25 protein-coding genes are annotated in these 24,332 nt (G+C 68.8%); 14 read left to right on the forward strand and 11 right to left on the reverse strand.

Annotated elements, in window-relative coordinates; genetic code table 11:
• Positions 1-52 precede the first annotated feature (52 nt).
• Positions 53-1,822, reverse strand: coding sequence for a 2-isopropylmalate synthase (locus tag AC3EO7_RS06175; RefSeq protein ID WP_435590659.1), 1,770 nt, complete (start codon positions 1,820-1,822; stop codon positions 53-55).
• Between the two features lie 178 nt (positions 1,823-2,000).
• Here AC3EO7_RS06175 and AC3EO7_RS06180 point away from each other — a divergent pair, with 178 nt between their 5' ends.
• Together AC3EO7_RS06180 and AC3EO7_RS06185 are read left to right on the forward strand one after the other, a co-directional pair.
• Complete coding sequence (locus tag AC3EO7_RS06180; protein ID WP_435590660.1) at positions 2,001-2,672, forward strand: FadR/GntR family transcriptional regulator; 672 nt, start codon at positions 2,001-2,003, stop codon at positions 2,670-2,672.
• A 20-nt stretch (positions 2,673-2,692) separates the two neighbouring features.
• Positions 2,693-3,502, forward strand: a complete 810-nt coding sequence (locus tag AC3EO7_RS06185; RefSeq protein WP_435590661.1) for an ABC transporter ATP-binding protein — start codon at positions 2,693-2,695, stop codon at positions 3,500-3,502.
• 24 nt (positions 3,503-3,526) lie between these two features.
• Here the strand turns inward: AC3EO7_RS06185 and AC3EO7_RS06190 are convergent, their stop codons facing one another.
• Positions 3,527-4,039, reverse strand: a complete 513-nt coding sequence (locus AC3EO7_RS06190; RefSeq protein ID WP_431972342.1) for a hypothetical protein — start codon at positions 4,037-4,039, stop codon at positions 3,527-3,529.
• Positions 4,036-4,404 carry a hypothetical protein gene (locus AC3EO7_RS06195; RefSeq protein ID WP_431972343.1) on the reverse strand — a complete coding sequence of 123 codons (369 nt, stop codon included), beginning with the start codon at positions 4,402-4,404 and terminating at the stop codon, positions 4,036-4,038. Before AC3EO7_RS06195 ends, AC3EO7_RS06190 begins: the two co-directional genes overlap by 4 nt.
• Before the next feature lie 21 nt (positions 4,405-4,425).
• Here AC3EO7_RS06195 and AC3EO7_RS06200 point away from each other — a divergent pair, with 21 nt between their 5' ends.
• Entirely contained in the window at positions 4,426-5,019 is a 594-nt protein-coding gene (locus AC3EO7_RS06200) for a TetR/AcrR family transcriptional regulator (protein ID WP_431972344.1), read from the forward strand.
• A gap of 9 nt (positions 5,020-5,028) precedes the next feature.
• Here the strand turns inward: AC3EO7_RS06200 and AC3EO7_RS06205 are convergent, their stop codons facing one another.
• Positions 5,029-5,682 (reverse strand): HAD family hydrolase, encoded by a 654-nt coding sequence (locus AC3EO7_RS06205; protein WP_431972345.1) that lies wholly within the window; start codon positions 5,680-5,682, stop codon positions 5,029-5,031.
• Positions 5,683-5,889: 207 nt separating this feature from the next.
• Between AC3EO7_RS06205 and AC3EO7_RS06210 the strand changes: the two genes are divergently transcribed.
• A complete protein-coding gene (locus tag AC3EO7_RS06210; RefSeq protein ID WP_435590662.1) occupies positions 5,890-6,561 on the forward strand; it encodes a PaaI family thioesterase in 672 nt (223 codons plus the stop codon).
• Here the strand turns inward: AC3EO7_RS06210 and AC3EO7_RS06215 are convergent.
• Together AC3EO7_RS06215 and AC3EO7_RS06220 are read right to left on the reverse strand one after the other, a co-directional pair.
• Entirely contained in the window at positions 6,533-8,032 is a 1,500-nt protein-coding gene (locus tag AC3EO7_RS06215; RefSeq protein WP_435590663.1) for a flavin-containing monooxygenase, read from the reverse strand. The two genes, AC3EO7_RS06210 and AC3EO7_RS06215, sit on opposite strands and share 29 nt — an antisense overlap.
• A 260-nt stretch (positions 8,033-8,292) precedes the next feature.
• Positions 8,293-8,721 (reverse strand): hypothetical protein, encoded by a 429-nt coding sequence (locus AC3EO7_RS06220; RefSeq protein ID WP_431972348.1) that lies wholly within the window; start codon positions 8,719-8,721, stop codon positions 8,293-8,295.
• A 220-nt stretch (positions 8,722-8,941) separates the two neighbouring features.
• Here AC3EO7_RS06220 and AC3EO7_RS06225 point away from each other — a divergent pair, with 220 nt between their 5' ends.
• The 8 genes from AC3EO7_RS06225 (at position 8,942) to AC3EO7_RS06260 (ending at position 17,170) form a co-directional block, all read left to right on the forward strand.
• Entirely contained in the window at positions 8,942-10,195 is a 1,254-nt protein-coding gene (locus tag AC3EO7_RS06225) for a helix-turn-helix domain-containing protein (protein ID WP_435590664.1), read from the forward strand.
• Positions 10,196-10,815: 620 nt separating this feature from the next.
• Positions 10,816-11,412 (forward strand): toll/interleukin-1 receptor domain-containing protein, encoded by a 597-nt coding sequence (locus AC3EO7_RS06230; protein WP_431972350.1) that lies wholly within the window; start codon positions 10,816-10,818, stop codon positions 11,410-11,412.
• A gap of 1 nt (position 11,413) precedes the next feature.
• Entirely contained in the window at positions 11,414-11,746 is a 333-nt protein-coding gene (locus AC3EO7_RS06235; protein ID WP_431972351.1) for a hypothetical protein, read from the forward strand.
• A gap of 63 nt (positions 11,747-11,809) precedes the next feature.
• Entirely contained in the window at positions 11,810-12,082 is a 273-nt protein-coding gene (locus AC3EO7_RS06240; RefSeq protein ID WP_431972352.1) for a LuxR C-terminal-related transcriptional regulator, read from the forward strand.
• Positions 12,083-12,182: 100 nt separating this feature from the next.
• Positions 12,183-12,854: a vWA domain-containing protein gene (locus tag AC3EO7_RS06245; protein ID WP_431972353.1), complete on the forward strand. Its 672-nt coding sequence runs from the start codon at positions 12,183-12,185 to the stop codon at positions 12,852-12,854.
• On the forward strand, positions 12,854-13,879 hold the full coding sequence (locus AC3EO7_RS06250) for a protein phosphatase 2C domain-containing protein (RefSeq protein WP_435590665.1): 1,026 nt from the start codon (positions 12,854-12,856) through the stop codon (positions 13,877-13,879). Before AC3EO7_RS06245 ends, AC3EO7_RS06250 begins: the two co-directional genes overlap by 1 nt.
• A 10-nt stretch (positions 13,880-13,889) precedes the next feature.
• Positions 13,890-15,941: a hypothetical protein gene (locus AC3EO7_RS06255; RefSeq protein WP_435590666.1), complete on the forward strand. Its 2,052-nt coding sequence runs from the start codon at positions 13,890-13,892 to the stop codon at positions 15,939-15,941.
• A gap of 35 nt (positions 15,942-15,976) precedes the next feature.
• Positions 15,977-17,170 carry a serine hydrolase domain-containing protein gene (locus tag AC3EO7_RS06260; RefSeq protein WP_435590819.1) on the forward strand — a complete coding sequence of 398 codons (1,194 nt, stop codon included), beginning with the start codon at positions 15,977-15,979 and terminating at the stop codon, positions 17,168-17,170.
• Here AC3EO7_RS06260 and AC3EO7_RS06265 read toward each other — a convergent pair.
• Together AC3EO7_RS06265 and AC3EO7_RS06270 are read right to left on the reverse strand one after the other, a co-directional pair.
• Positions 17,137-18,387 carry an acyltransferase family protein gene (locus AC3EO7_RS06265; RefSeq protein WP_435590667.1) on the reverse strand — a complete coding sequence of 417 codons (1,251 nt, stop codon included), beginning with the start codon at positions 18,385-18,387 and terminating at the stop codon, positions 17,137-17,139. The genes AC3EO7_RS06260 and AC3EO7_RS06265 overlap by 34 nt on opposite strands.
• A gap of 5 nt (positions 18,388-18,392) precedes the next feature.
• Positions 18,393-19,229 carry an SGNH/GDSL hydrolase family protein gene (locus AC3EO7_RS06270; RefSeq protein WP_435590668.1) on the reverse strand — a complete coding sequence of 279 codons (837 nt, stop codon included), beginning with the start codon at positions 19,227-19,229 and terminating at the stop codon, positions 18,393-18,395.
• Between the two features lie 186 nt (positions 19,230-19,415).
• Between AC3EO7_RS06270 and AC3EO7_RS06275 the strand changes: the two genes are divergently transcribed.
• Positions 19,416-19,787: a hypothetical protein gene (locus tag AC3EO7_RS06275; protein ID WP_435590669.1), complete on the forward strand. Its 372-nt coding sequence runs from the start codon at positions 19,416-19,418 to the stop codon at positions 19,785-19,787.
• Between the two features lie 405 nt (positions 19,788-20,192).
• Here AC3EO7_RS06275 and AC3EO7_RS06280 read toward each other — a convergent pair whose 3' ends face one another.
• From AC3EO7_RS06280 to AC3EO7_RS06290, 3 genes are read right to left on the reverse strand one after another with little or no spacing between them, the layout of a single operon-like run.
• Positions 20,193-21,356, reverse strand: a complete 1,164-nt coding sequence (locus tag AC3EO7_RS06280) for a sulfotransferase family protein (RefSeq protein ID WP_431972361.1) — start codon at positions 21,354-21,356, stop codon at positions 20,193-20,195.
• A gap of 31 nt (positions 21,357-21,387) precedes the next feature.
• Positions 21,388-22,164: an SDR family oxidoreductase gene (locus tag AC3EO7_RS06285; protein WP_431972362.1), complete on the reverse strand. Its 777-nt coding sequence runs from the start codon at positions 22,162-22,164 to the stop codon at positions 21,388-21,390.
• Complete coding sequence (locus AC3EO7_RS06290; RefSeq protein ID WP_431972363.1) at positions 22,164-23,327, reverse strand: hypothetical protein; 1,164 nt, start codon at positions 23,325-23,327, stop codon at positions 22,164-22,166. Before AC3EO7_RS06290 ends, AC3EO7_RS06285 begins: the two co-directional genes overlap by 1 nt.
• Positions 23,328-23,411: 84 nt before the next feature.
• Here AC3EO7_RS06290 and AC3EO7_RS06295 point away from each other — a divergent pair, with 84 nt between their 5' ends.
• Complete coding sequence (locus AC3EO7_RS06295) at positions 23,412-24,317, forward strand: helix-turn-helix domain-containing protein (RefSeq protein WP_435590670.1); 906 nt, start codon at positions 23,412-23,414, stop codon at positions 24,315-24,317.
• Positions 24,318-24,332: the final 15 nt, after the last annotated feature.

The raw sequence follows: 24,332 nt of genomic DNA on the forward strand, positions 1-24,332 counted from the left end.
CACCACGCCGATTACCTTCGCACGTGCGGCCGACACGGCGGGCGTTTTGCCGCTATTCGGGCGCCGATGCCATGCGGTTGGCGGCCCGCACCAGGGCCGCGAGCGAGGCCGCGAGCACGGAGTCGCCGCGACCGCAGCACCAGCCGGTCCGCTCCCCCGCCCGGTATTCCAGATAGGCGATCGCACCGCCATCGCCTGCCGCGCCGATCGTCTGCTGAGTCAAGGTCAGCACCCGCACCGGCAGGCCCGCCGCCGCCAGCGCGGCGGTGAGCGCCTCGACCGGTCCAGCGTCGCGGTGCTCGCTGGTCGACGTCTCCCCGCCGACGGTGAGCGTGATGTCCGTGGTCGTGGCGCCGGTGTTCCACTGCTTCAGCACCACCGGAGCGGATTCGGCGTCCGCCAGGTACGCGGCGGTGAACAGCTCGTGCAGCTCCGCCGCGGTGATCTCCAGTCCGGTGTGGTCGGCGTGTACTTGGACGCGGCGGGCGAACTCGATCTGCCACCGCCGCGGCAGGTCGAGGCCGTATTCGGTGTGCAGCAGGTAGGCGATGCCGCCTTTGCCGGACTGGGAGTTGACGCGGACGACGGCGTCGTAGGAGCGGCCGAGGTCGGCCGGGTCGATCGGCAGATACGGTACGCGCCAGTCGATCTCGCGCTCCGGCCGCCCGGTCGCCGCGGCGCGGGCGCGGTGGTCGGCCATGCCTTTCTTGATGGCGTCCTGATGGGTGCCGGAGAACGCGGTGTGCACGAGCGCGCCCACGTACGGGTGACGTTCGTGGATGGGCATGCGGGTGCAGTACTCGACCGTGCGCGCGATCTCGTCCACATCGGAGAAGTCGATCATCGGATCGACGCCCTGCGCGTGCAGGTTCAGCGCCAGCGTCGCGAGATCGACGTTGCCGGTGCGCTCCCCGTTGCCGAAGACGCAGCCCTCCACCCGCTGGGCGCCGGCCAGCACCGCCAGCTCGGCGCAGGCGACGCCGGTGCCGCGGTCGTTGTGCGGATGCACCGAGAGGATCACGCTGTCGCGGCGGGACAGGTTGCGGTGCATGTACTCGATCTGGTCGGCGTACACGTTCGGGGTGGCCACCTCGACGGTGGCGGGCAGGTTCAGCACGACGGGTCGTTGCGGGGTGGCGTCCCACAGGGTCGTCATGCGGTCGCACAGGTCGAGCACGAAATCGGGTTCGGTCAGATTGAACACCTCCGGCGAGAACTCGAATCGCACCGAAGGCAGGTCACCGGCGAACTCGAGCACGTCGCGGCCGCCCGCCAGGATCAGCTCGCGCAGCGCGTCGCGGTCCTTGCCGAGCACCACCTCCCGCCAGGTCGGAGCGGTGGCCGTGTACATGTGCACGACCACCTCGTTGCGCAGGCCGCGCACGGACTCCACTGTGCGTTCGATGAGATCGCGCCGCGCCGCGGTGAAGACGACGATGGTCACGTCCTCGGGCGCGAGATCGGTATCGGCGAGCAGCCGTACGAAATCGAAATCGGTCTGCGAGGCCGACGGGTAGCCGACCTCGATCTCCTTGTAGCCCATGGCGACCAGCAGTTCGAAGAAGCGCCGCTTCCGGTCGCGGTCCATCGGCTCGGCGAGCGCCTGATTGCCGTCGCGCAGGTCCACCGGGACCCAGAGCGGCGCGGCGGTGATCCGCGCGTTCGGCCAATCACGCTGTGCCAGTGGGATATCCACACGGTCGTAGACGCTGTGATACCGGTGCGACAGCATCCGCGAATGCCGCTGTCTGTTCCAGTCCGGCGCACCGGCGGCGAAAGGCCCGGCGGGGGTATCGATGGTGGGGAAAACGCTCGTGGTCATGGAGGTTTCTGCTGCTTTCCGGCCGAGACGGCCTGCGCATACGAAGCGATGACCGGCCACGACGAAGCCCCACGGCGGGCGGCCGGTCGGTCAGGCCCCGCCGTGGCGGCTAAGCAGAAGCATGCGCGTCATGATGGCTAGACTATACACAACTCCTCAGACAAGTAGAGAGGTTCGGATGGTCTCGCAGGTTCGCCGCCACCCGCTCGCCGCACAGGCGGCCGAGCTGTTGCTGACCCGTGTGCGCGCGGGCGAATGGCCGCTCGGACACCGCCTGCCCGGCGAGACGACGCTGGCCGCGCAGCTCGGCGTCGGCCGGTCGACGCTGCGCGAGGCCATCCGCGAACTGGCGGGCAAGGGCGTGCTCGACAGCCGTCAGGGCGCGGGGGTGTTCGTCACCGCGCTGGACGTGACCGAGGAATGGGACGCGGTGCTGCGCCGCGCCGCCATCGCGTCGGTGATCGAGGCCAGGATCGCCATCGAGGCCGAGGCCGCCGCGCTCGCCGCCGCCCGGCGCACGCCCGCGGACCTGCGGGCGATCCGGCGCGCCCTGGCCGCACGCGAGGCTCGGGGCGAGCCGGTCGATGAGCACGTCGACGCCGACATGGCGTTCCACCGCGCGGTCATCGTCGCGGCGCACAACGACGTGCTCACCCAGCTCTTCGACAGCTTCCTGCCCCGCCTGCGTCAGGCCATGATCGACATGCTGAAGATTCGCCCCGTGCCCTCCGAACCCGAGGACCACGAGGCGCACATCCGGCTGGTCGATGCCATCGCCCACCGAAATCCCACGGCCGCAGCCGAATTCAGCCGCGCCCATCTCACCGCACTGAAAGCGGCGTTCTCGTGACTGCCGAGGAAGGAACATCCGTGACCACACCCGTGCTCGAGCTGACCGACGTGACCTTCCGCCGCGACGGCAAGCAGATCATCGACGGCATCTCGCTCACCGTGCGCGCGGGCGAACACTGGGCACTGCTCGGGCCCAACGGGGCGGGTAAGAGCACGCTGCTCGGATTCTGCGGCGCGGTCACCTTTCCCACCTCGGGCACGGTGCGCATCTTCGGCGAGCGAATGGGGCGCGTCGAACTCGCGGCGCTGCGCCACGCGATCGGCCACGTCAATCCGCGCCATCCGCTGCGCTATTCGCTCACCGTTCGCGAGGTCGTGCTCACCGGCCTCACCGCCACCATCGACACCCCGATGCGCTGGACACCCACCGCGGAGCAGTTGCGCAGGGCCGACGCCATGATCGAGTCCGTCGGCCTGAAAGGCAAGGGGGACAACACCTGGCCGACCCTCTCGCAGGGTGAGCGCGGGCGCACGCTGATCGCCCGCGCGCTCGTCGCCGAACCACGGCTGCTGCTGTTCGACGAGCCGACCACCGGTCTCGACGTGGCCGCCCGCGAACAGCTGCTGGAGACCATCGACGGCCTCGACCGCACCCATCCCGAGGTCGCGTCGGTCCTGGTGACCCACCATCTCGAGGAACTGCCGACCAGCACGACGCACGCCCTGCTCATCGCGGACGGCCGCACCGTCGCCGCGGGCCCGGCCCGCGACACCCTCACCACCGACGCCGTCTCCGCGGCCTTCGACCATCCCGTCGAGGTCGCCTACGACCGCGGACGCTGGACCGCACGCGCGAAGGTCGATCCGCTTCGCACCTTCGCCCGGTGACGCGGACGCCAGGCCACGGAGCGCTCAGTCCCCGTCGCGGCGTGCGGCGTCGAGGCGAGCTTCGGCCTCGGCCAGCTCACGCAGCGTGAGCAGCTGTTTGCGGGTCATGAAAACGTCACCGAAGGCGAGCGGCCGGGCGACGATTCGCGGTGTACCGAAGCGCGCTCGAACCACGAGCCGAGTGCCCGCCCCCTCCGGGCGCACGGCGTATGTCACGGCGATCCGTCCGGCGACCAGCGTGATGTGGCGACCGAGGACGAACGACTTCAGGTCGAAGGCCGACATGAATCGCTGACCGACCTCGAGTTCGGTGAGGTGCGGGTCGCGCTCACGCGGGCTGCGCTTGCCCCAGTTGTCCAGCAGATCGTAACTGTATGGCGCGACCCGCAATTGACACAGCCAGCTGTAGACCAAGCACGGCGACGCGGCGATGCTGATGGCCCGATCGGCTTGCAGCCCACGGGGTTCCAGCTCGTCGCACGGCAACGGAGCGTCGCGCTCGGCTTCGGTGGCGCCCCAGACCGTTCCGCTGATCATGCCGCGGCCGCGATTCGGCCGAGCATGCGCCGCACCACGAACGCGTGACCGCCGCTGCCGACCACCAGCGCGCGATAGATCCTGCCGTGCAGACCGGGAAAATCCCCTCTGCTCACGGCCCGCACCCTGGTCCGGCTCGGCCCCTCGTCATCGAGTTCGAAGATCAGCTCGTAACGGGAGAACCAGTGCTGCCCGTGCATCGCGAACCGGGCCGGTTCCTCGGCGGTGTCCAGGACGAATCCGGAGGGAACGGTGGCTGGGTCGTGCGGGTCCTTGCAGACGACTCGAAGCAGCGCTTTCCAGGTCCGGTCGCGATTCGCGTCGACTTCTCTGGCATGCTCGTCGATATAAGACAATCGCTCCATATAGAAGGAACGTACTAGTAGATGGCGCCACCCCGCAAGCACGACACCGATGTGATCCTCGACGCAGCGCGCGCCCTCGTGCTCGCCGACGGACCGCGCGCGGCCAGCGTGGCGGCCATCGCCAAAGCCAGCGGCGCGCCGGTCGGCACGCTGTACCACCGCTTCGGCAATCGCAACGGCGTGCTCACCGCCGCGTGGATTCGCGCGCTGGATCGCTTCCAGCAGCGGACCTTGGCGGCCGCGGACCACCCCGACCCCGTCGAGGCCGGGGTCGCCATGGCGGGCGCGGCCATCCGTTTCGGCCGTGAGCTGCCCGAGGACGCCAGGCTGCTGCTCGAGCTGCGCCCGCGCGACCTGCTCGACGGCGGCCCCGACGCGGAATTCCGCGCCCGGCTGGACCGGATGAACGCGCCGCTGATCGACCACCTGCGCCGCGTCACCCGCGACCTGTTCGGGACAGAAGGGCACCGGGAGATCGACGCGGTCAGCCGCGCGGTGGTCGACCTGCCCTACGCCGCCCTGCGCAGGCACGCGCACGCCCCGGCGCTGCCGGACTGGCTGGACGCCGACCTGGCCGCCGCCACCCGAGCCCTGCTCGAGTCGTACCGCCGCTGAGCAGCGTGTTCAGTCGCCCGCGACCAGCGCGGGGGTGAGTTCGTCGAGCCCGCCGATGACCTGAGCGGCGAGCGCGACGGCATCGGGGTCGAGCGGATACTCCGGACGCGGCGCGGCGATCACGCGCATGCCCGCGGCGTGCGCGGCGCGCAACCCGTTGCTCGAGTCCTCCACGGCCGCGCAGTCGGTCGACTTCTTGCGCAGGAAGCCCGCGACCGCCACGTACACATCCGGCGCGGGCTTGCCGCGATCGACCTCCTCGGTGGAGAACGTCACGTCGAAGAACTCGATCAGCCCGGTGCGGCCGAGGACGGTGTCGATCAGCGTCCTGGGCGAGGAGCTGGCCACCCCGAGCGGCCAGTTCTCGCTCATCCGCTGCACCGCGGACACGGCGCCGGGCAGCAGCGGCACCGTCCGGTCGTAGTGCGCGGCCATCCGCTCGATGACGTCGTCGGCCACCCGTTCCGGCGGCTCGCCGACCCCGAGCTCACCGCTGAGATATTCCGACCACTCCCCCGTGCTCATGCCCATCAGTCGCTTCTGCGTATCCGGTAGCCAGCGGCCGCCCTTCTCGGCGACGTACTCGCGCCGCACCTGCTCCCAGACCGGTTCGGAGTCGATCAGCACGCCGTCCATGTCGAACACGACTGCCGTAATACGCATCGGTGCAACGCCTTTCGCCGTTCACGAGGGCACGCCCGCCGGGCCGTCACGGACCGGCCGCGCCGAGCTCGCGTGGTGTATCGGTAGACCTGATGGGTGAACGGGTACCCAGCGTAGGGGTGTCCGATTCCCCGCGCGGCCCGGGGCCGCCGGTACGCGCCTCCCCCGCCGCGCGAGCATCCCACGGGCAACCGATAACTTGTTCTCATGAACGAAGAGCAGGCCGGCGCCCCGCTGCCGAACCAGGAGCACCACGAGGGCGGGTTCCGGCCGATGACCGAGTTGATCGACGCCGCGGCCAACGAGGTCGACATCTCCCGCGGCGGGCCGCACTACGGCGCCTTCATCGAACAGGTGCGCGGCCTGATGGACCGGGCCCGGCTCTCGTCGCCGTCCGACGAGCTGGCGCTGGAGACCATCGCCGTGCTCAAGGAGCTCAACGACAAGCTCGACGCCGCGGTCGTCGACGAGTGGTCGGCGCCCGCCTGGACCCGGGTCGACCTGCCCGCTCGCGGCAACGTCACGCTGCCGCCCTTCGTGGTGGACCGGGCGGACGGGGACGGCGTCGAGGCCCGCATCACCTTCCGCACGTACCACCTCGGCGGCAACAAGGCCGCGCACGGCGGTCAGATCGCGGTCGGCTTCGACGACCTGCTCGGCATGGCGGCCGCCGTGCACGCGGGCGGGGTGACCCGTACCGCCTCGCTCACCATCGACTATCGCTCGATCACCCCGTTGAACACCGAGCTGCGGCTGCGCGCGTGGGCCGAGCGCAGGGACGGCCGCAAGGTCTACGTCCGGGCCACCCTGCACGACGGCGATCGGCTCTGCGCCGAAGCCAACGGCCTGTTCATCGTGCTGAAGCCCGGCCAGCAGTAGCCGGGGGCCCGCCGGGCGCGGTCGCGAACCGATAGTTGGCCGGGTCGGGCGTGCGCTGCATCAGCGCGCGATGCCGGGCGGGGGTCCACGGCCACAGTTCCGGCTTGCCGTCCTTGCCGAGATACCAGCTCTGGCAGCCGGTGGCCCACACCGTCTTGGGCAGGGCGGCGCGCAGTCGCGCGTAATAGCGCTCGGTAGCGGCCTCGGTCGGTTCGACGGTGTCGAATTCCCCCGCGCACCAGCGGCGGATCCAGCCGAGGATGTGCTCGGCCTGCGTCTCGGCGATCAGCGTGAGCGGGTAGTTGCCCACCGGGCTGTGCGGTCCGATGAGCAGAAACATGTTCGGAAAGCCGGGCAGCGCAACGGTTTCGAAGGCCTGCGGCCCGTCCGCCCATGCCTGGTCCAGGGTGCGGCCGTCCGCGCCGACGATGCCCATCGGCCGCATGAAGGCGTGCGCGTCGAAGCCGGTCGCCAGCACCAGCACGTCCAGTTCGTGCACGCGGCCGTCGGCCGTGACGACGCCGCGCGGCACGAGGTGGTCGACGGTGCTGGTCACCACGGCCACGTCGGGACGCTGGACGGCGCGGTAGAAGCCGCCCGAGATCACCAGCCGCTTGCACATCGGCTCGTACTCCGGTGTCAGCGCGGCGCGCAGGGCCGGATCGCGCACCGTGCGCAGGTTGGCCCGGCAGAACCCGGCGACCATCTCGCGCCTCGGCCCCGGCTCGATGAGCGCGCCCATGAGGAACTCGAAGATCCGGTGGGTGACCGCGTAGCCGAGTTCGTCGAGCACCGGGAAACGCCGATGCGCGGCGCGAGTGAGCCGGGAGTAGCGGCCGTTCGGCAGCGGCGCGACCCACTGCGCCGTGCGCTGGAACAGCGTCAGCCGCCCCGCTTTTCCGGCCAGATCGGTCACGATCTGCACACCGGTCGAGCCGGTGCCGAGCACACCGACGCGCTTGCCGGTCAGCTCGATGCCGTGATCCCAGCGCGCCGAATGGAAAGCCGCGCCCGCGAAGTCGTCCAGGCCGGGCAGGTCCGGCGTCCTGGGGTGGTGCAGGATGCCGGTGGCGCACAACACGAAGTCGTAGCGCTCGCGCGCGCCCTCGGCGGTCGTCACCGTCCACCGCCCGTTCGCGAACTCCGCGCCGCACACCTCCGCGCCGAACCGAGTGATGCTCGGCAGCCCGTACTCGTGCGCCACCCGCGTGAAGTACTCCTCGATCTCGGCCCCCGGCGCGAAGAACTGCGACCAGTCGGGGTTCTTCGCGAAGCGGAACTGATAGAACCGCGACGGCACATCGCAGGTCAACCCGGGATAGGTGTTCTCGCGCCAGGTGCCGCCGAACCGGTCCGACTTCTCGAAGATCGTGACATCGCGAAAACCCGCGCGCAGCAACGTGATCGCCATGCAGATTCCCGACATCCCCGCGCCGATCACCGCGATCGCGGGCTCGCGCGGCGCGCTCATCGGACGCTCCGCCCAACGAGACGACCGCCGCCACGGACCAAATCACGCATACGACACCGCGTCGCCTCCCGGTCGGCGGCCACCATCAGGCCGCGCCGGCCCGGCGACGGCCCAGCCCAGTCCGCCGCCCGCACCGACCACAGCCGGGCGATGGCCTCGGCCGTGACAAAGCACCGCGGCTTCGCTCTCATACTTCAACGCTATGGCGCGCGACCGTCCTGCGGAAGGCCTCGCGACGACAGGAGTCCGGAGAACCTCGCTCACCGCGTGACGACGAATACCCAGTACCCGATGATCAGCGCGGTCAACACCGCCGGGATGGCCGCCACGCTGGGGGTGACAGCCGCGCGGGCGAGGTCGCGGATCGGTCGGCCGGAGTCGGAGATCATGTCGAACGGGTGCGGGCCGGATGGCGACGGGGTCTGTAACTGCTGCGCTACGGAGGCGAAGAGGCGCCGGTAGCGGCGTTCCAGGCTCAGGTAGTACCCGTCCAGGCCCCAGAAGATCCACGCGGGCGCCAGCGCGGGCAGGATCAACTCCGATCGATACTGGGCCTGCGCGGTGAGCAGCGCGAAGATCACCGAGACGAGGGTCACCGACCACCCGCGCACAGTGAACGACTGCTGACTCAATCGCGCGATGATCGTCTGCAATATCTCGAGATGCTTGACTCGGTAGTCGGTATTCATATGGAGCCGATCTCTTTCTGACACAGGGTGATTCGTCCACACGCCGGCGCGGCGGCCATCCGCCCTTTCTCGATATGCCGCACGGTTTCCGGCGGTACACTCGCGGAAACCGAAGGGTTGCTGGTGGCGCCTTCGGCACGCCCGCGGCGGCGCGGGCGCGACGAACGACGCTGTCGTGCAAGAAGTTCTGCGACCGGAGACGGTGGTTCTGGGGAAAGTGATGACACGAGCTGAATTCGGCCGAGAGCTGCGACGACGTCGAACCCGGCAGGGGTTGACCCTCGGCGAGCTCGCCGAGCTGGTGCACTACAGTCGCAGCCATCTGAGCAAGGTCGAGAACGGGCACAAGTCGCCTTCCGCGCAACTGTCGCGCAAGTGCGACGCGGTCCTGTCCGCCGGTGGCGAACTGCACGCGATGGCTCCGGCGGACACCCGGCCGGAGAGCGACACCGGGCCCGGCCCCGACGCACGCGAATACGGGCACACGCAATGGAACCTGCGCCTGTATTCCGATGGCTCCGGGACATTCGAGATCGGTGAAGCCGGCGCGCCCGCCGTGACCGAGCTGCCGCAGCCCGCCGCCGCCTCCGCCGACACGCTGCCCGGCCTGGCCGCTCTGTTCGAGGAGACGAAGCGCCTCGGCCGCACCAGCAGCCCCAGCCTGGTGCTGCCGATGGCGATCACACAGGCGCACGTCGCGGACTCCTCGGCCCGGCAGAGCACGGGTGAGGATCAGCGGCGGCTGCTGCGGCACGCCGCCCGCACCGCGGAGTTCGCCGGGTGGATGGCGCAGGAGTGCGGTGACGACCGGGGTTCGCTGTGGTGGACCGACCGCGCGGTCGTGCTGGCCTCGGCCGCGGGCGACGAACACATGACCAGCTATGCCCTCGTCCGCAGGGCGGTGGTGAGCCTGTACCGCGGGGATTCCTCCGCGACGACCGGGCCCACCGAGCAGGTGCTCGCCGGCGACGCCATCCACCCCCGCATCCGCTGGCTGGCCGCGCTGGGCGCGGCCCAGGGGTACGCCATCGGCCTGGACCAAGCCAGCGCGATGCGCGCCTTGGACACGGCCGCAAGCCTTTTCGAACAAGCGCAGCGTCTCGAGGGTGACGAACAGCTCGGCCCGTCGGCCATGCACGGTCGTCCCCTCCTCATCGAGGCGTGGTGCCAATACGATCTGGGCAACCTCGCCGCGGCCGCCGCGCTCTTCGAGCGGGCGATGTCGCGGCCGCTGCCCTCGGACCGCGATCACGCGCGATTCGGTACGCGCCACGCGCTGGTGTACGCCGCGCTGGGCGAGCCGGATCGGGCGAGCGAACTGATCGGGCCACTGCTCGATGTCGTGCGCTCGGTCGATTCGGCGACGATCCGCGCCGACCTGCGCGACTTCGCCCGCACGATCACTCGTTTCCGTGGGCACCCCGGGACTCATGACATCCAGGCTGCCCTGATGGCGGCTCTGGTCAAGCGCTGAACAGCGCGTTGTCCGTTGCCGGTCGATCGGGCAACGGACAACGGCTGTCGGGGCGCCGCCCGCTGCCGGATGCTGGAGCAGAGCCAGGATCGGCAGCCGCGGGCCGGGCGTATGCGCTTGCGACCGTGCGCCGTTCGCGATTCGCCTGCCCGGAACAAGAGTGATCTGCCGGTAGATCGGGCTCGGCGTCCGAGACCTGGATGTGGCAACGACGTCTGTTCGGACTGTGACCGCATATATACGGACCGGTGAGGATGGCGGTGGACGAATTGCAGCATTTATCGACTCCGGCACGAAATATGCGCGCACCGGGGCGCCGGGATAATAAACCGACCGGCACCTTTTCGAAAGTCGGTGTGCGACCCTTCATTTCGTCGGTCCACCCGATACCCGCGTTCACTCGGCAAAATGCTGGCTACAGGTGCAGAATGAAACCGATCCAGCGGTGGGCCGGTAGTCCGGCGCGGCGCTGCGGGTATGCGTGGCCCGAAAGTGGAGCGCTCGAGGAGGGGGTACAGCGAACTGGTCGCCTGCTTTAACTTTCGCCCGCCCAGCAAGGCTCGGTCGCGCACAGAATCCAGCCGTGCGGAGAGACGTTATTTCGAGGGATTACCCGTCATATGAAAATTTTTCTGAATTATCGCACGATCGACAGCGTATACGCCGTCGGTCAGATCTCGAAGCAGATGGCGCGCCATTTCGGCAGGGTGCACGTCTTCCGCGACCAGGAATCGCTGGCGCTGGGCGTGCTGTACTCCCGTCGCATCCGCGCCGCGCTCGACGACAGCGACGTGATGGTGTCGGTGATCGGCCGGCACTGGCTCGATGCCCGTGACAAACGAGGGGTACGGTGCATCGACAACGAGCGCGACTGGGTGCGCATGGAACTGCGCACCGCGTTCGAGCGCGGTATTCCGGTCGTTCCGGTTCTGCTGGACGACACGCTGCTCCCGGTGCCGGGAAGCCTGCCGGAAGACATTCGGAAACTGACCATCTCGCAGGGGTGGCGCATCCGGCACCAATCGCTCGACGCCGATATCGCCGGTCTGATCGAGCGGTTGTCGCCCGGTACCGAGCCGCAGGATCCGTCCGCGTCCGGGCCGGCGCAGGCGCCCCCGCCGCCGGCGCAGACCAATTCCGCGACCAGCGGCGGCATCGTGGTCGCCAATCAGAACGGACCTCAGAATGTCACGTTGAACGATCCCAGCGGGAGATGAGGTGCGCTTCTTCCCCGGATCGAACAGCAATGTCAACGCACAGAATCAGGTAAATATCGCGAAGCGCGGCGGCACGGTGGTTTCCAGTCAGAACGGCCAGCAGACCGTCAATATCTTCCACAGCAATGCGGTGCGCAGAGTCCGCCTGTGGTACGTGCTGGCGGTCCTGCTGCTGGTCGACATCGTGTTCATCTGGTACGCCCAGGCCGCCTACACCGGAGTTTCCGGCGACGGTGGCGACCAGTTCCGTGCGGCGACGAGCCTGCTGCTGATCGTCGCCACATTCGCGCTGGCGCGGCGATGTATCCGCGATCTGTTCGGCCGCTGGAAATAGAAGTGAACAGGTTTTCGTCGGGCACATCCGCGCGCGATGCACAATCTGGTGAAGGAATAGTTCATGAGCATCACATTCGATCACGAGGACGGCGTGTGCGGGATATCGAGGCGACCGGCCCTGAGTGGTCGCGAGATCGAGGTACTGCTGGCGTGGCTCGCTTCTGACTCGAAGGTGGAAGTCGGCCAGCGCCTGTATATCTCACCCGGCACTGTCAATACTCACCTGTCCCGGATCAGAGACAAGTATGCGGCCGTCGGCCGGCCCGCGCCCACCAAAGCCGCGCTCGTCGTGCGGGCGTTGCAGGACGCGCTCATCGGCATCGACGACTTGTAGTTCCCGGTGCGCTGTCCGTCGAATGGCCGACAGTGGAATCGGTTGCGCGACTGTAGTGTTCGGCGTGCTCGGGCGAAGCGGGAAAGGGAGTGTGAGCTGAATGAACGAACCGAAGGCAACCGTGCTGCCGGTCTATTTCGTTGCCGACGAGTCGTATTCGATGGCCGACGATGTGGGCGATCTGAATGCCGGGCTGGTCACCTTGTTCGACACCTTGCAGGGTGAATCGATGGCCGCGGCGAAGGTCAGGTTCTGTGTCCTGGGATTCTCCGATGACGCGCTGTGCTACCTGGAGCCGAGCGATCTGCGGTACGTGGACGGCGTACCGGAACTGCGTGCCCGTGGTTCGACGTCGTTCGCCGCGGCCTTTTCCGAATTGAGCAACCGTATCCCGCGCGATATCCGGGCACTGAAGTCCGACGGTTATCTGGTGAACCGGCCTGCGGTCTTCTTCCTGACCGACGGCGCCCCGAATCCCGGCGACGGCTGGGAGGCGGCGCACGCGCGACTGATGAGTTTCCCCGCCCGCCCGAACATCTTGGCTTTCGGCATCGGACAGGCCGACGCCGATGTGATCCGGCGAGTGGCGACCAACGCGAAGTACGCGTTCATCGCCGCGGCGGGGACCGATACCGGTGTCGCGATCTCGAAGTTCGTCACCGCACTCACCCAGTCGGTGATCAATTCGGGTACGGCGCTGGCGACCGGGCAGGCGACGTTGCAGGTGGAGAAGCCCGACGACTTCGTCTCGCTCGATGTGGATACCGTCTGATGGGCTGGTTGGGCAAACGGAACAAGCACGACGAGCAATCGGCGGCGGATTCGTCCCCGGAAGCGGAGGCGGAAGCCGAAGCGGACGTGGCGGCGCCCGAGCTCGCAGGCCGCCCGGACGCCTCGGGGGAGGCACAGGCGCCGGGCTGGCCGTCGAGAGGGCCGATCGTCGTCGGTGCGCCGACGCCCGCGTTCGAGCCCAAGGCGGTGGACAAGGAGTACGGCAGGACGCCCTATCGGGCCGACACCGTGATCGATGGCTGGTCCAGCGGTGCGTTCACGGTGCGGGCGGCATCGGTGCGGGGGTATCTGCACCGGTACGGCGGCGCGCCACGCCAGGACGATTTCGCCATCACCGTCGACCCGGAGCGTCAGCGCCTGGTCGTCGCCGTGGCCGACGGTGTGTCGTCGGCCAAGTACTCCCACGTCGGTTCGTCCACCGTCGTCCGCTATGCCACCCGATGGCTGGAGGAACCGCCGGAACCGCTCGCCGACGGCGGCTGGCACACCCTGTTCAAGAGCGCCGCGTGGACGCTGACCGAACAAGCGGCGGCGGTGCTGTCGCTGCCGGAGGCCGACGCCGAACAGGCGGAGCGGATGCTCGCCACGACCCTGGCTTGCGCGGTGTGCGAACCCCACCCCGACGGCGGCCTGTCGGCGGTGGTCGCCGCCGTCGGCGACTCCGGTGTCTGGTTGCTGACCGACGGGACATTCGTCCCGGTACTCGGTGGCAAAGAGCAGTCGCCCTCGGGGTTGTCGTGCTCGGCCGTGGTCGGTCTGCCCAGGGTGCCCAACGACGTCGCGCCCCAGCCGGTCATCATCGAGCCCGGTCAGGTGCTGCTGGTGGGAACCGACGGATTCGGCGATCCCCTCGGCAGTGGGGAGGGCGGCGTCGGCGCGCTGTTCGCGGGGTTGCTCGGTGACCGGGTGCCCTCACAGATCGAATTCGCCCACGCGTTGGACTTCTCGCGGGAAACGTTCGACGACGACCGGACGCTGGTGGCCATATGGCCACCGAGCAGCTGACGGAGCCACCGTGGCGCAGCAGCGTTTGAAACGCGGGATGCTGGGGGCGGTGCAGAAGCTGGCGTCCGGGGGCCAAGGGGTGGTCTACCTGGCGCCGGGTGTGCAGATGGCGCACGCGAAAACGATGGTGTTCAAGGAGTACAAATCCCCGGTGTTGCCGAACATCCGGGTCGACGTGCTCGAGGACATGCCCTCCTACCTGGAGTCGTTGCCGTTCAACGAAGGAATGGAACTGCTGAAACGGGCGGCGTGGCCGTGCCGGCTGGTCGAGGAGGATCACTCGGCCACCGTGCTCGGATTCGTGATGCCCGCGATTCCGGACGAGTTCTTCGTCGACATGGTGACGGTGGCGGGGACTCGGCGAATGACCGCCGAGTTCCAGCATCTGCTCAACGACGACGTCTACCTGGCCAAGCGCGGCATTCCGCTGTCCGATCGCGCCAGGTACGAACTGCTCGGTGACGCGGCGGAAGCGCTGACGCTGCTGCATCGCCATCACATCGCGGTCGGTGACCTGTCGCCGAAGAACCTGCTGTTCTCGCTGCGACCGGAACGGCAGGTGTACTTCATCGACTGCGACGCCATGCGGATGCGCTCCCGATCGGTCAGCGATCAGTTCGAGACACCCGACTGGGAGGTCCGGACGGTCAGTGCCGGTGAGGAATTGGCGACCCCGCAGTCCGACGCCTACAAGTTCGCGCTGCTCGTGCTGCGCCTGCTGGCCGGTCACCAGAGCACACGGGACCCGGACCGGCTGCCAGCCGGTGTGCCCACCGCGGTGCGTCAGCTCGTCCGCACCGCGCTGTCCGCCCCGGTCGGTCAGCGGCCCCGCCCGGCGGACTGGCTCCAGGCGCTCAACGCCGCCGCCGCGGGCGCGGGCACTCGGACACCGGTGGCGCCGCCCCCGGTCGTCCAGCCCAGGACCGGCCATCCGCGGCCGCAGCAGGCCGGCGGGGGATACACCCCGCCGCTCATTCCTTCGCCACGCCGCAACCCGTGGTGGCAACGGGTTCCGTTGCGCGTGCGTGTGATCGGCGCCATCGCCGCCGTGGTCGTGGTCGCCGGATTGCTGACCAGCATCACCTCGAGCGAGGACGACCCGCCCCGCGCCGGTGGGTCGCTGCCCGTGGCCGCCCCGGCGGCGGTGAACACCACGATCCCGGTCGGTGTGCAACCGTGGGGGGTCGCCGTCGATACCGGGACCGCCACCGTGTTCGCCACCAACAGTCTGAGCAACTCGGTGTCGGTGTACGACACCGAGACCGGCGCCACCGCATCGATCACCTCGCCCGACTTCGCGAAACCGACTGCGATAGCGGTCGATTCGGCAGCCGACCTCGTCTTGGTGACCAACGCCGGAAACGGATCGGTGTCCGTCATCGGTGCGCGTGACCGAGCTGTCGTCGGCCGGATCGCCGTCGGCGCTGGCCCGTACGGGATCGCCGTCGACCCGGCCGGACGAACCGCCTATGTCACGAATTTCGAGGCGGGCACGATGTCGGTCGTCGACCTGCGATCCAGGGGCGTCGTCGCGACGATCCCGGTCGGCAGTCACCCGTACGGCGTGGCCTTCGATCCGGCCACACGTAGCGTCTTCGTGGCGATCGCCGGCCCGCCCGAGTCGGTCGACCGCAGGGTCGCGGTCGTGGATGCCGTGGCGCTGTCGGTGGTTACGTCGATCCGAGTGGGCAACCAGCCGTGGGGCGTGGCGGTCGACACCGACACCGGTACCGCGTACGTGACGAATCATGCGGACGGCACGGTGTCGGTGATCGATACGCGCACGCGCGCGGTCACCGCGACCGTGCGCGTGGGAGCCGGGCCGGTCGGCGTCGCGGTGGATCACGCGAGCCGGACGGTGTTCGTGACCAACCACGGACTCGACGATGTGCGGTCGGAGAATTCCGTCTCGGTGATCGACTCCCGCGACAGCGTCACGACGGAGACGATCCGCGTCGGGGCCCGCCCGCACGGGGTCGCGGTGGACCCGGCCGCGGGCCAGGTCTACGTGTCCAACTTCAACGGCGGCACGATGTCCGTCCTCGGAAACAGGGGCAGATGACGTTCTTTCGCAGCGGGAGCCGGCGTTTGTCCCGGGTGGGCGTGGTCGCCGTATGCGCGGTGGCGCTGGTGTCCGGCGGCGGTTCCGTGCCTCACGAGCCCGTGGTCGAGGACGCCGCAGCACACGAATCCGCGGCGCTGGGCCGGATCGCGGAACCGATCGTGCGCGAGGTGCTCGACGCACTGCTCGTCCCGGGGGCGGTGGTGCACATCCGCACGCCGAATACGTTCTGGGAGGGGGCATTCGGGGATCGCGCTGTCGGGAGGGACGATCCGGTGCGGGTGCACGACTTCTTCCGCGTCGGCTCGACCACCAAGACCATGGTCGGCACAGTCGCGCTGCAACTCGTCCGCGAGGGCAGGCTCGCGCTCGACGATCCGGTGTCGCGGTACCGCGCCGGTGTTCCGAACGGAAACAGCATCACCATCGCCGAATTGCTGAACATGCGCAGCGGTTTGTTCAGCTACAACGAGGATCCGTCGTTCGCCGCGGCGATGGACGACGATCCCGGCCGGGTGTGGCAGCAGGACGCGCTGTTGCGGATCGGGTTCGGCTCGGCGCCGTACTTCGCACCCGGCACCGACTTCCGGTACTCGAACACGAACACGATCCTGTTGGCGGCGGTGCTCGAACAGATCACCGGGCAGGACATCCGCACGTTGCTGACCGACCGGATCTTCGTTCCGCTCGGCATGTCCAAGACGTCGTACCCGGAGCCAGGCGATGCCTCGCTGCCTGCACCGTCGCCGCGGGGATACCTCTACGGCACCAACACCTCGGCGCTGGTCTCGGCGGTACTGCCCGACGACCAGATCGCCGCGGCCCGCACGGGCGCCCTGCTGCCCACGGACGTGACGAACCTCGACCCCTCGTGGATCGGTGCGGCGGGTGGTGTCATCTCGACCGCGCAGGACCTCGCGCACTACGTGCGCACGCTGGTCGGCAGCGACGAGCTGATCGGACCCGTGTTGCAGCGCGAACGCCTGAACAGCGCTGCTCCGCTGGACCGGCGGGATCCCGCGGGCATCCGCTACGGTCTGGGGCTGGAGTCGTTCGGCCCGATGGCCGGCCACGACGGCGCCATTCCCGGCTTCCAGACGTTCATGGGCTACGACCCTGTCACCGACGTCACCATCGTAGTGCTGTGCACACTGCGCGACGGGCCCGCGGGCGGGCGGCCCGCGAACGAGATCGCCTACCGCTTGGTCAGAGCCTTGATCGGGAATTGAGCCGGTGGCGCCGCACGCCGGTCGTCCCGCGGTGACCTCTTCGCGACGCGATTCATGAGGGGTTTGTCGACGCCGTGAAAGATGGCGGCGGCGGCGAGGATCGATGCGAGGAAGCTGACTCCGGTCCACATCGCCCAGCCCTCGATCGAGTACCGATGCCCGCCGATGAACAGCCGGGCGATGAGCACCATCACCGGGAACTGGATCATGTAGAACGCGAACGAGATGTCACCGAGCCAGACCAGTGGCCTGCTCGCGTTGAGGCCGCAGACGCCCGCCAGATCGCGGGCGGCCAGGGTCGCCACCACGGCGGCCATGGGGGCCACCAGCAACGCCGACATCTTGTAGTTGAGCGGGACGAACCAGGTCGCGCCATAGGCGAGGGCCAGGGCGGCCAGCGGTGTGCTCAGCCGGGTGTTGCGCCATACCCCTTCGGCGACCATGCGGGCCGCGAGGACGCCCACGTAGAACTCGGGCAGTCGCGATACGGGAAAGGGATAGCCGAGCCAGTACGAGGCCGGGATGGGGATGTCGGATTGCGCGAACCACTGTGGTGAGACATGGATTTCGAACTCGGGTGAGACGTCACCGGGGAGCAGCCGGGCCGCGAAGACGTTGGCGGTGCCCTTCGGTCCTTCCACCCAGAGATGAAAGCCGGTGTGCAACATCATGATCATTACCAGCAGAACGGCCGCGGCCACCCACAGCCGATGTCGCGGGATCCGGTCGACGAGCGGCAGCGCGAGTGGAAAGCTCAGGTAGAACAGCAGTTCCGCGCACAGCGACCAGGACGGCACGTTGAGCCCGCCGAGCGTGGTCCACTTCGGCACCCAGGTGTGCACGAGCAGCAGGTTCGGCAGCCACACCACCGGGCGGGCCAGCGGCGCCGCGACCACGAGCACGAGCACCAGCGCCGAAATCACATGGGTGGGATAGATCTTGAGGATCCGGCGCAGGTAGTACCCGCGCACCGGCATCCCCCTGCGGAACGACCAGCAGATCACGAAACCGGAGAGGACGAAGAAGAAGGTCACCCCCGCCGCGCCCTGCTGCATCGGGACGACATCGTGGATAGCGCGGAACAGTTCGGACTTCTGGAACGGGTAGACCGGCAGGAACACCAAAGCGTGCAGGACGAAAACCGCCGCGGCCGCCCACCATCGCGCACCGGTCAACGCGGGCAGTCGGGTGCCCGGTGCGCACGGAGCAGCGGGCACGGCGCTCAGAGCCCGAACCGCTCTTGGACTTGCGCGGCGACCGCGGCGTTGCCCTGCGCGTTCGGATGGATGGGCGCGCCGTCGAACAGCGATTCGGCGCCGTCCAGGCCGCTGATCCACGGTTCGGCCGAGCAGCTGCCGTGTCCCGCGGTGATGGCGCAGACATCGATGAACTCGACGCCGAGCAGCGCCGCCGCTTCTCGCTGCGCCTGCTGGATCCGGTCGAGGTAGGCGATGTAGCCTTCCGCGCGCGGTTGCACGACCCGCCCGATTCCGGCGAGATCCATGCAGGCGGCCTGCTGTCCCGACAGGAAGACCTCCGGGTATCCGACCAGGGCCACCCGCGCATTCGCGGCGTGGTATCGCACGAACGCCACGACGTCGCGCACCCGATCCGCGTAGCCTGCGCCAGTGACAGCGCGGTAGTCGGGCAGCCGGTGCTGTTCGGTGGCGTCGAATCCGCACCCGGCGACGACGTTGAGCAGACAGTCGGTCGAGGGGAAGGCCGTCCCGGTGGAGGCGCCCCACACGTCGTTGAGTCCCATCTGGATCAGGACGACGCGCGTGTCCGCGCCGAAAGCGTTCTGCGCGGAGGCTTTCCGGGCCTGGTGGACCAGAGTCCAGCCGTGCCCGGTGTCGATCGTGCCGCCGTTGCAGGACACGTCCACGAACCGCGGGGTCTCCGCGAACCGGCTGGCTCGCGCGAGTTGATTCGGCCACGAGGAGGGTGATCGTGTGCACCCGTCGTCGGCGTGCCCGATGACGGGTGCGGTGGCGGTGAACGAATCGCCAAGGACGACCGTCGTCGCCCCGCCGGGCGGATCGGCCACCGCGGTAGCCATCGCGGGCAGGGTGACCGCTGACATCGCGGTGAGCACTGCGGCAGCCGAGGACCTCGCCCGGCGGAATCTCATGGGTATCCAATCGCTGTACGGCACAACGCACTTCAGTATTGCCTCGCGGCCGCGGTGGCGGTGTCGGTCGAACGGACGACTGCGGCGGCCCACGCCCGCGGTTAGCCTTGCGCCGTGTCCGTCCAGAAATACCGAATTCGCTGGTCCACGGTCGCGCTCGCCGCGGCGCTGGTGCTCGCCGGCTGCGGTGCGAGTTCCGATCCGGCGCCTGCCGAATCCCCCGCGGTCGCCACGAATTCGGGGACGAGTGCGACGCCCGCGCTCACGCAGGCCCCGGCGGCCGTCGCCGCCGATGATGTGCCCGACGTCGGGGACCCGCCGGAATCCGCGCCGCCGAACGCGGGGGCAGGCGCGCCTACCGGCGCTCCCGAACCGCAGCCGCGCGTTGTGCCGCACACGCAGCAATCCGCGCCTCCCGCCGAGCCGCCTCCCGCCGAGCCGCCGTCGCTGCCCGACCCCGGTTTCGAGCCGCGCGCCGGATACTGACGCACGGCGGTATTGCACGTCACGCTGAGGAACTCACGCCTCTCTCGAAGAGCGGCGGCGCTGCCGATCGACCCCGACACCCAGGTGGCGGTCATCCGGCAACCGCGGTCGCGCAAGACTCGGGATGAAGACACGCGTTTCATCGGTGGCGGGTTCGGCCACCGAGGCGGTACCGTCGTGGGAGAAAACCACCGCGAACGCCGATGTCACGCCAGGGTTGCACTCAGCGCAACTGCGCACTGGATGTCTTATCCAGAATGGAATCCGGCACTCGTGGGCCGAAAGTGGTTAATTCGCACCACAATTCGTGAGTCCAAGCCCGATCTCAGCCGAAATTGCATGCGATGCAACTTTGCACGGCATGTCAGGTTCGCCGGTCGACCGCGCGGGCCGACCGGCGAACCCTCAGCGATTCGGGAAGTGCACCGCGCGGTACTCGCCGAACCGTTCGTCGACCTGATCCACTGTCAGACCGAAATCGTCGAGCGTGTACTGGTGCGACGGACGCGCCGCGCCCGTGGTGCTCTCCGCGTGCAACGCCGCCATCGCCGCCTCCGCGTCGGCGCTCAGCGGGAGACCGAAGTGCCGGTAGACGGAGCGCACCGTGTCGATCGGGTCGGCGACGAAGTCGTCGTAGTACACGTCGACGAACTGATCGGCGTTGTGCCGCTTGCGATCTTCCAGGAAACGCTGCGCGCCGCGGGCCCACAGATCCAGCTGCGTCCGGCCGACCACGGGACCGCGGAACTTCTCCGACCATCCCGCCGACGCCTGTTCGTTGAGGCTGCACACCGACGCGATGATCGTGCGCGGATCGCGGTGCATCTGGATGATCAGCGCGTCGGGGTACACGTCGAAGATGGCGTCCAAGGCGAACAGGTGGCTCGGATTCTTGAGTACCCAGCGACGATTCGCGTCCGGCAGCCCGATCAGCTGCAGGTTGCGCCGATGCCTGCGGTAGGCGACGGTCCAGTCGCGGCCCGCCAGCCATTCCGAATACCCGGGCAGGTAGGCCAGGCATTCGTAGGACACCGACATGGCCGACTGCCGCAGCAGCTGCCAGCACTCCTCCACCTGATCGGCCGAAATGTGGTGCACGCCCATGAATTCGGGATGCTCGACGTGATGCTTCTCGAACGCCGCCTCGATGCGCTGGTACACCGGATTGTCGGCCCAGGTCTCGCGCGGCGGCCGCGGCTGCGGCATCTCGGTCAGCCACATCTCCAGGCCCTGGTGCGCGGGATCGGCATTGAGCAGCCGGTGCACGGCCGTGGTCCCCGAGCGCGGCAGGCCGGTGACGAAGACGGGCCGTTCGATCGCGACGTCGGCGTGTTCGGGGTGCCGCTGCCAGGCGTTCTCGCTGAGCAGCCTGGCGATCAGCGCGCCGCGCAGGAACGCGCGGTTGACCTTGTTGCCGAACGGCGTCAGCTCGGCGTCCGCGGCGTAGGAGTCCAGGAGCACCTGGAGCCCTTCGCGATAGTCGTCGTCGCCGAAATCGTCGAGCCCGACCACCTTGGTCGCCGAGGCGTGCAGATCCTCGACGGTGCCGACGTCGTCCCTGCCGATCATGCTGTGCTCTCTCCTCATCGGTGGTGTTCGATCAGTGGTGGTACTCGCCGCCGTTGACGTCCAGACACGCGCCGGTGATCGCCCGCGCCAGCGGCGAGGCGAAGAAGACGACGGCGTCGGCGATCTCGTCGGGCTCGGGCAGCTTGCGCAGGTCGATGGTCGACGCGGTCTCGGCGTAGACCTCTTCCGGCGTGATCCCCCGCTGCTGGGCGAGGTAGTTGAAGTACCACTTCAGGTTGTCGGCCCAGATGTAGCCCGGCGCCACCGAATTCACCCGGATGCCCTGGGGACCCAGTTCGGTCGCCAGACTCTGTGCCAGCGCCAGCAGGCTGGACTTGGCCATCTTGTACGGGCCGAAGGTGCGCCGGGAGTGGCGCAGCACGGCCGAATTGATCATCACCACCGAGCCTTTCGTCTCGGTGAGCGCGGGCACGAACAGCCGGGTCAGGCGCAGCGCGGCCAGCACGTTGGTCTCGAACCCGGCGCGCACCTGATCCAGGTCGACCACGGCCAGATCCGCCAGCGGCGGAATGGCGAAGGCGTTGTTCACCAGCGTGTCGACCCGCCCGAACGCGCCGGTGGCCGTCTCGACCAGATTCGCCACCGCCGCTTCGTCATTGATGTCGGTGGGCACCACCACCGCGCGCCTGCCGACCTCGGCGATCTCCTTGGCGACCTCGGTCAGCCGCGATTCGGTGCGCGAGGCGAGCACCACGTCCGCGCCCGCCTTGGCCGCCTGCACCGCGATGGCCCTGCCGAGCCCCGGCCCCACACCGGAGACCACAACCACCTTGTCCTGCAACAACATCAGCCGAGCATCCTCTCCGCGACGGCGACCTGACGGGCCGCGATCCGTGCTTTCCATTCCTCGGGCGTCACCCGCGCCTGCTCGTAATAGGGCAGCCGCGTGGGTAATTCGTCGACCGCCACGATCTCCACGGCCGGCCCGTCCTCGGGTTTGAGGTCGCGGGAGAGCCGCTGCCAGCGGAACTGGAGGTAGCCCCTGGCGTGCCCGGTGCGCTCGATCCAGTTCGCCAGGCCGGGGTCGCGCTCGCTGACCACCAGCCGGATCATCCCGTCCGGATCGACGCGGGCTTGGTCGGCGGTGAGGCTGGTCTGGTGGTTGATGTAGTCCAGCGACAGGTACCACATGCTGCCCAGCTGGAAGCCCTGGTAGGGCGCGTCCGACTCGGGCACCGTGATGATCATGGCCTGGTCGTCGGCCAGCTCGTAGTGCCCCGCCGAGGAGAACTGGGTGGTGAGCCCGCCGGGGGTGGAGCGCGGTTCGGTCATGGTGTTCACCGGCAGGTTCAAGTAGAACCACTCCGGGAAGGCCAGGAACGTCTTCAGCCGGGACAGCAGCATCTTCCCCGCGATCCCGTAGCGCTTGGTCAGCAGATCTTTGGTGAGCGGGGGCGGCGCGTCGCCGATCGTGTCGACGCGCTGGATGCGCAGGGTGCCCGGCTTCTCGGTGGCCCAGTCGCTGAAGACCTCGCGCACCACCAACATGGCCGAGTCGGGCGCGAGGTGCACGTAGCCCGGCCGCGCCTCGCCCGGCCCGAGCCGCAGCTCGTAGGAGCCGTCGGCAGCCACGTCCAGCGCGCGATCGTCGAAGGCGGTCTCGCTGTCGGGCACGTCCACCGGCGAGTAGTTGCCGTTGAGCACCTGGAAGCTGAGGTCCCTCGTGGTGCCGCGGGTGCCCGTCACCAGGTATTCCGCGTCCGGCCGCAGGTAGGCGTGGAAGTACAGGGTGTCGGGGTTGTCCAGGCCCATCTTGGTGTAGGGGCCGGTCGACTGGACGAAGAACGGGAAGTCCCGCTCGTAGGCCCACGCCATCTGCAGGGCCGCGCGAATGCTGCCCGCCAGGTAGTCGTAGCCCTCCACGAGGTCCTGTTCGGTCCTGATGTGCGGCGCTTCGGTGATGATCTGCTCGGCGGCGGCGATCGCGTCCGCGAACGGTTGGGTCAGCAAGAGGCTCTCCCGGGTGGTCCAAATATGTACCGCTCTGGTACATTTCGATACGAGCAAGATTAGAACGTGTTCTAGGAGTTGTCCATGGTCGCGCGCCGATCCGCCCCCACCGAGCGGGTGGTCCAGGTACTGGATTTCCTCGTCGAGCAGCGCGGCAAGCGCTTCGGGCTCTCCGAGCTGGCCCGCGAACTGACCATGGCCAAGCCCACCTGCCTGGGCATTCTCACCGAGCTGACCGCGGGCGGCTACCTGGTGCGCGATCCGCACACCCACGTCTACGGCCTCGGACCCGCGCTCATCGCGGCGGGCCGGGTGGCCCAGGACGGCTTCGCCATCTCGGCCATCGCCCGCGCCGAGCTGGCCGAACTCAGCGCGCGCTACCGCACCACCTGCACCGCGTCGGCCGTGGTCGGCGACCGGATCTCGGTACTGGAGAGCACCGGCCCCGGCATGGTGAAGATGGGCGCGTCCTACCACTTCGCGCCGCCCGTCGGCTTGATGTACGTGCTGTGGGACACCGACGCCGCGTTCGACGCATGGCTGGCCATCCCGCCCACCGTCCCGCTCCAGCAGGACGAGACCCGGCTGCGCCAGGTGGTCGCCGAGTGTCGCGAGCGCGGCTATCTGGTCGAAAGCCTGACCGCGGCCGGGCGGCGGCTGTACTCGCTGCTGGCCGGCGTCGCCGCCCGCGATCTGCCCGACGAGCTGCGCGAACTGGTCGGCGAGCTGGTCACCAGCCTGGGCGAACGGGTATATCTCGGCGCCGATCTCCGGCCGCGCAAGGAGCACCCGGTGAGCCTGCTCGCCGCGCCGACCTACGGCGGTGACGGCAGGCAGAACATGGTGCTCACGATGTACGTCGGCGCGTCCATCACCGGCGCCGAAATCGCCCGCCGCGGAGCGGCATTGGTCGCCGCGGCGGACGCGGTGACCAGCGCGTCCGGCGGCCGCAAAACGCCCGAAGACCGCACCGCGGGCCGACCCGGATAGCCCGGAGCGCGCCGC

The organism is Nocardia sp. bgisy118 (assembly GCF_057708605.1).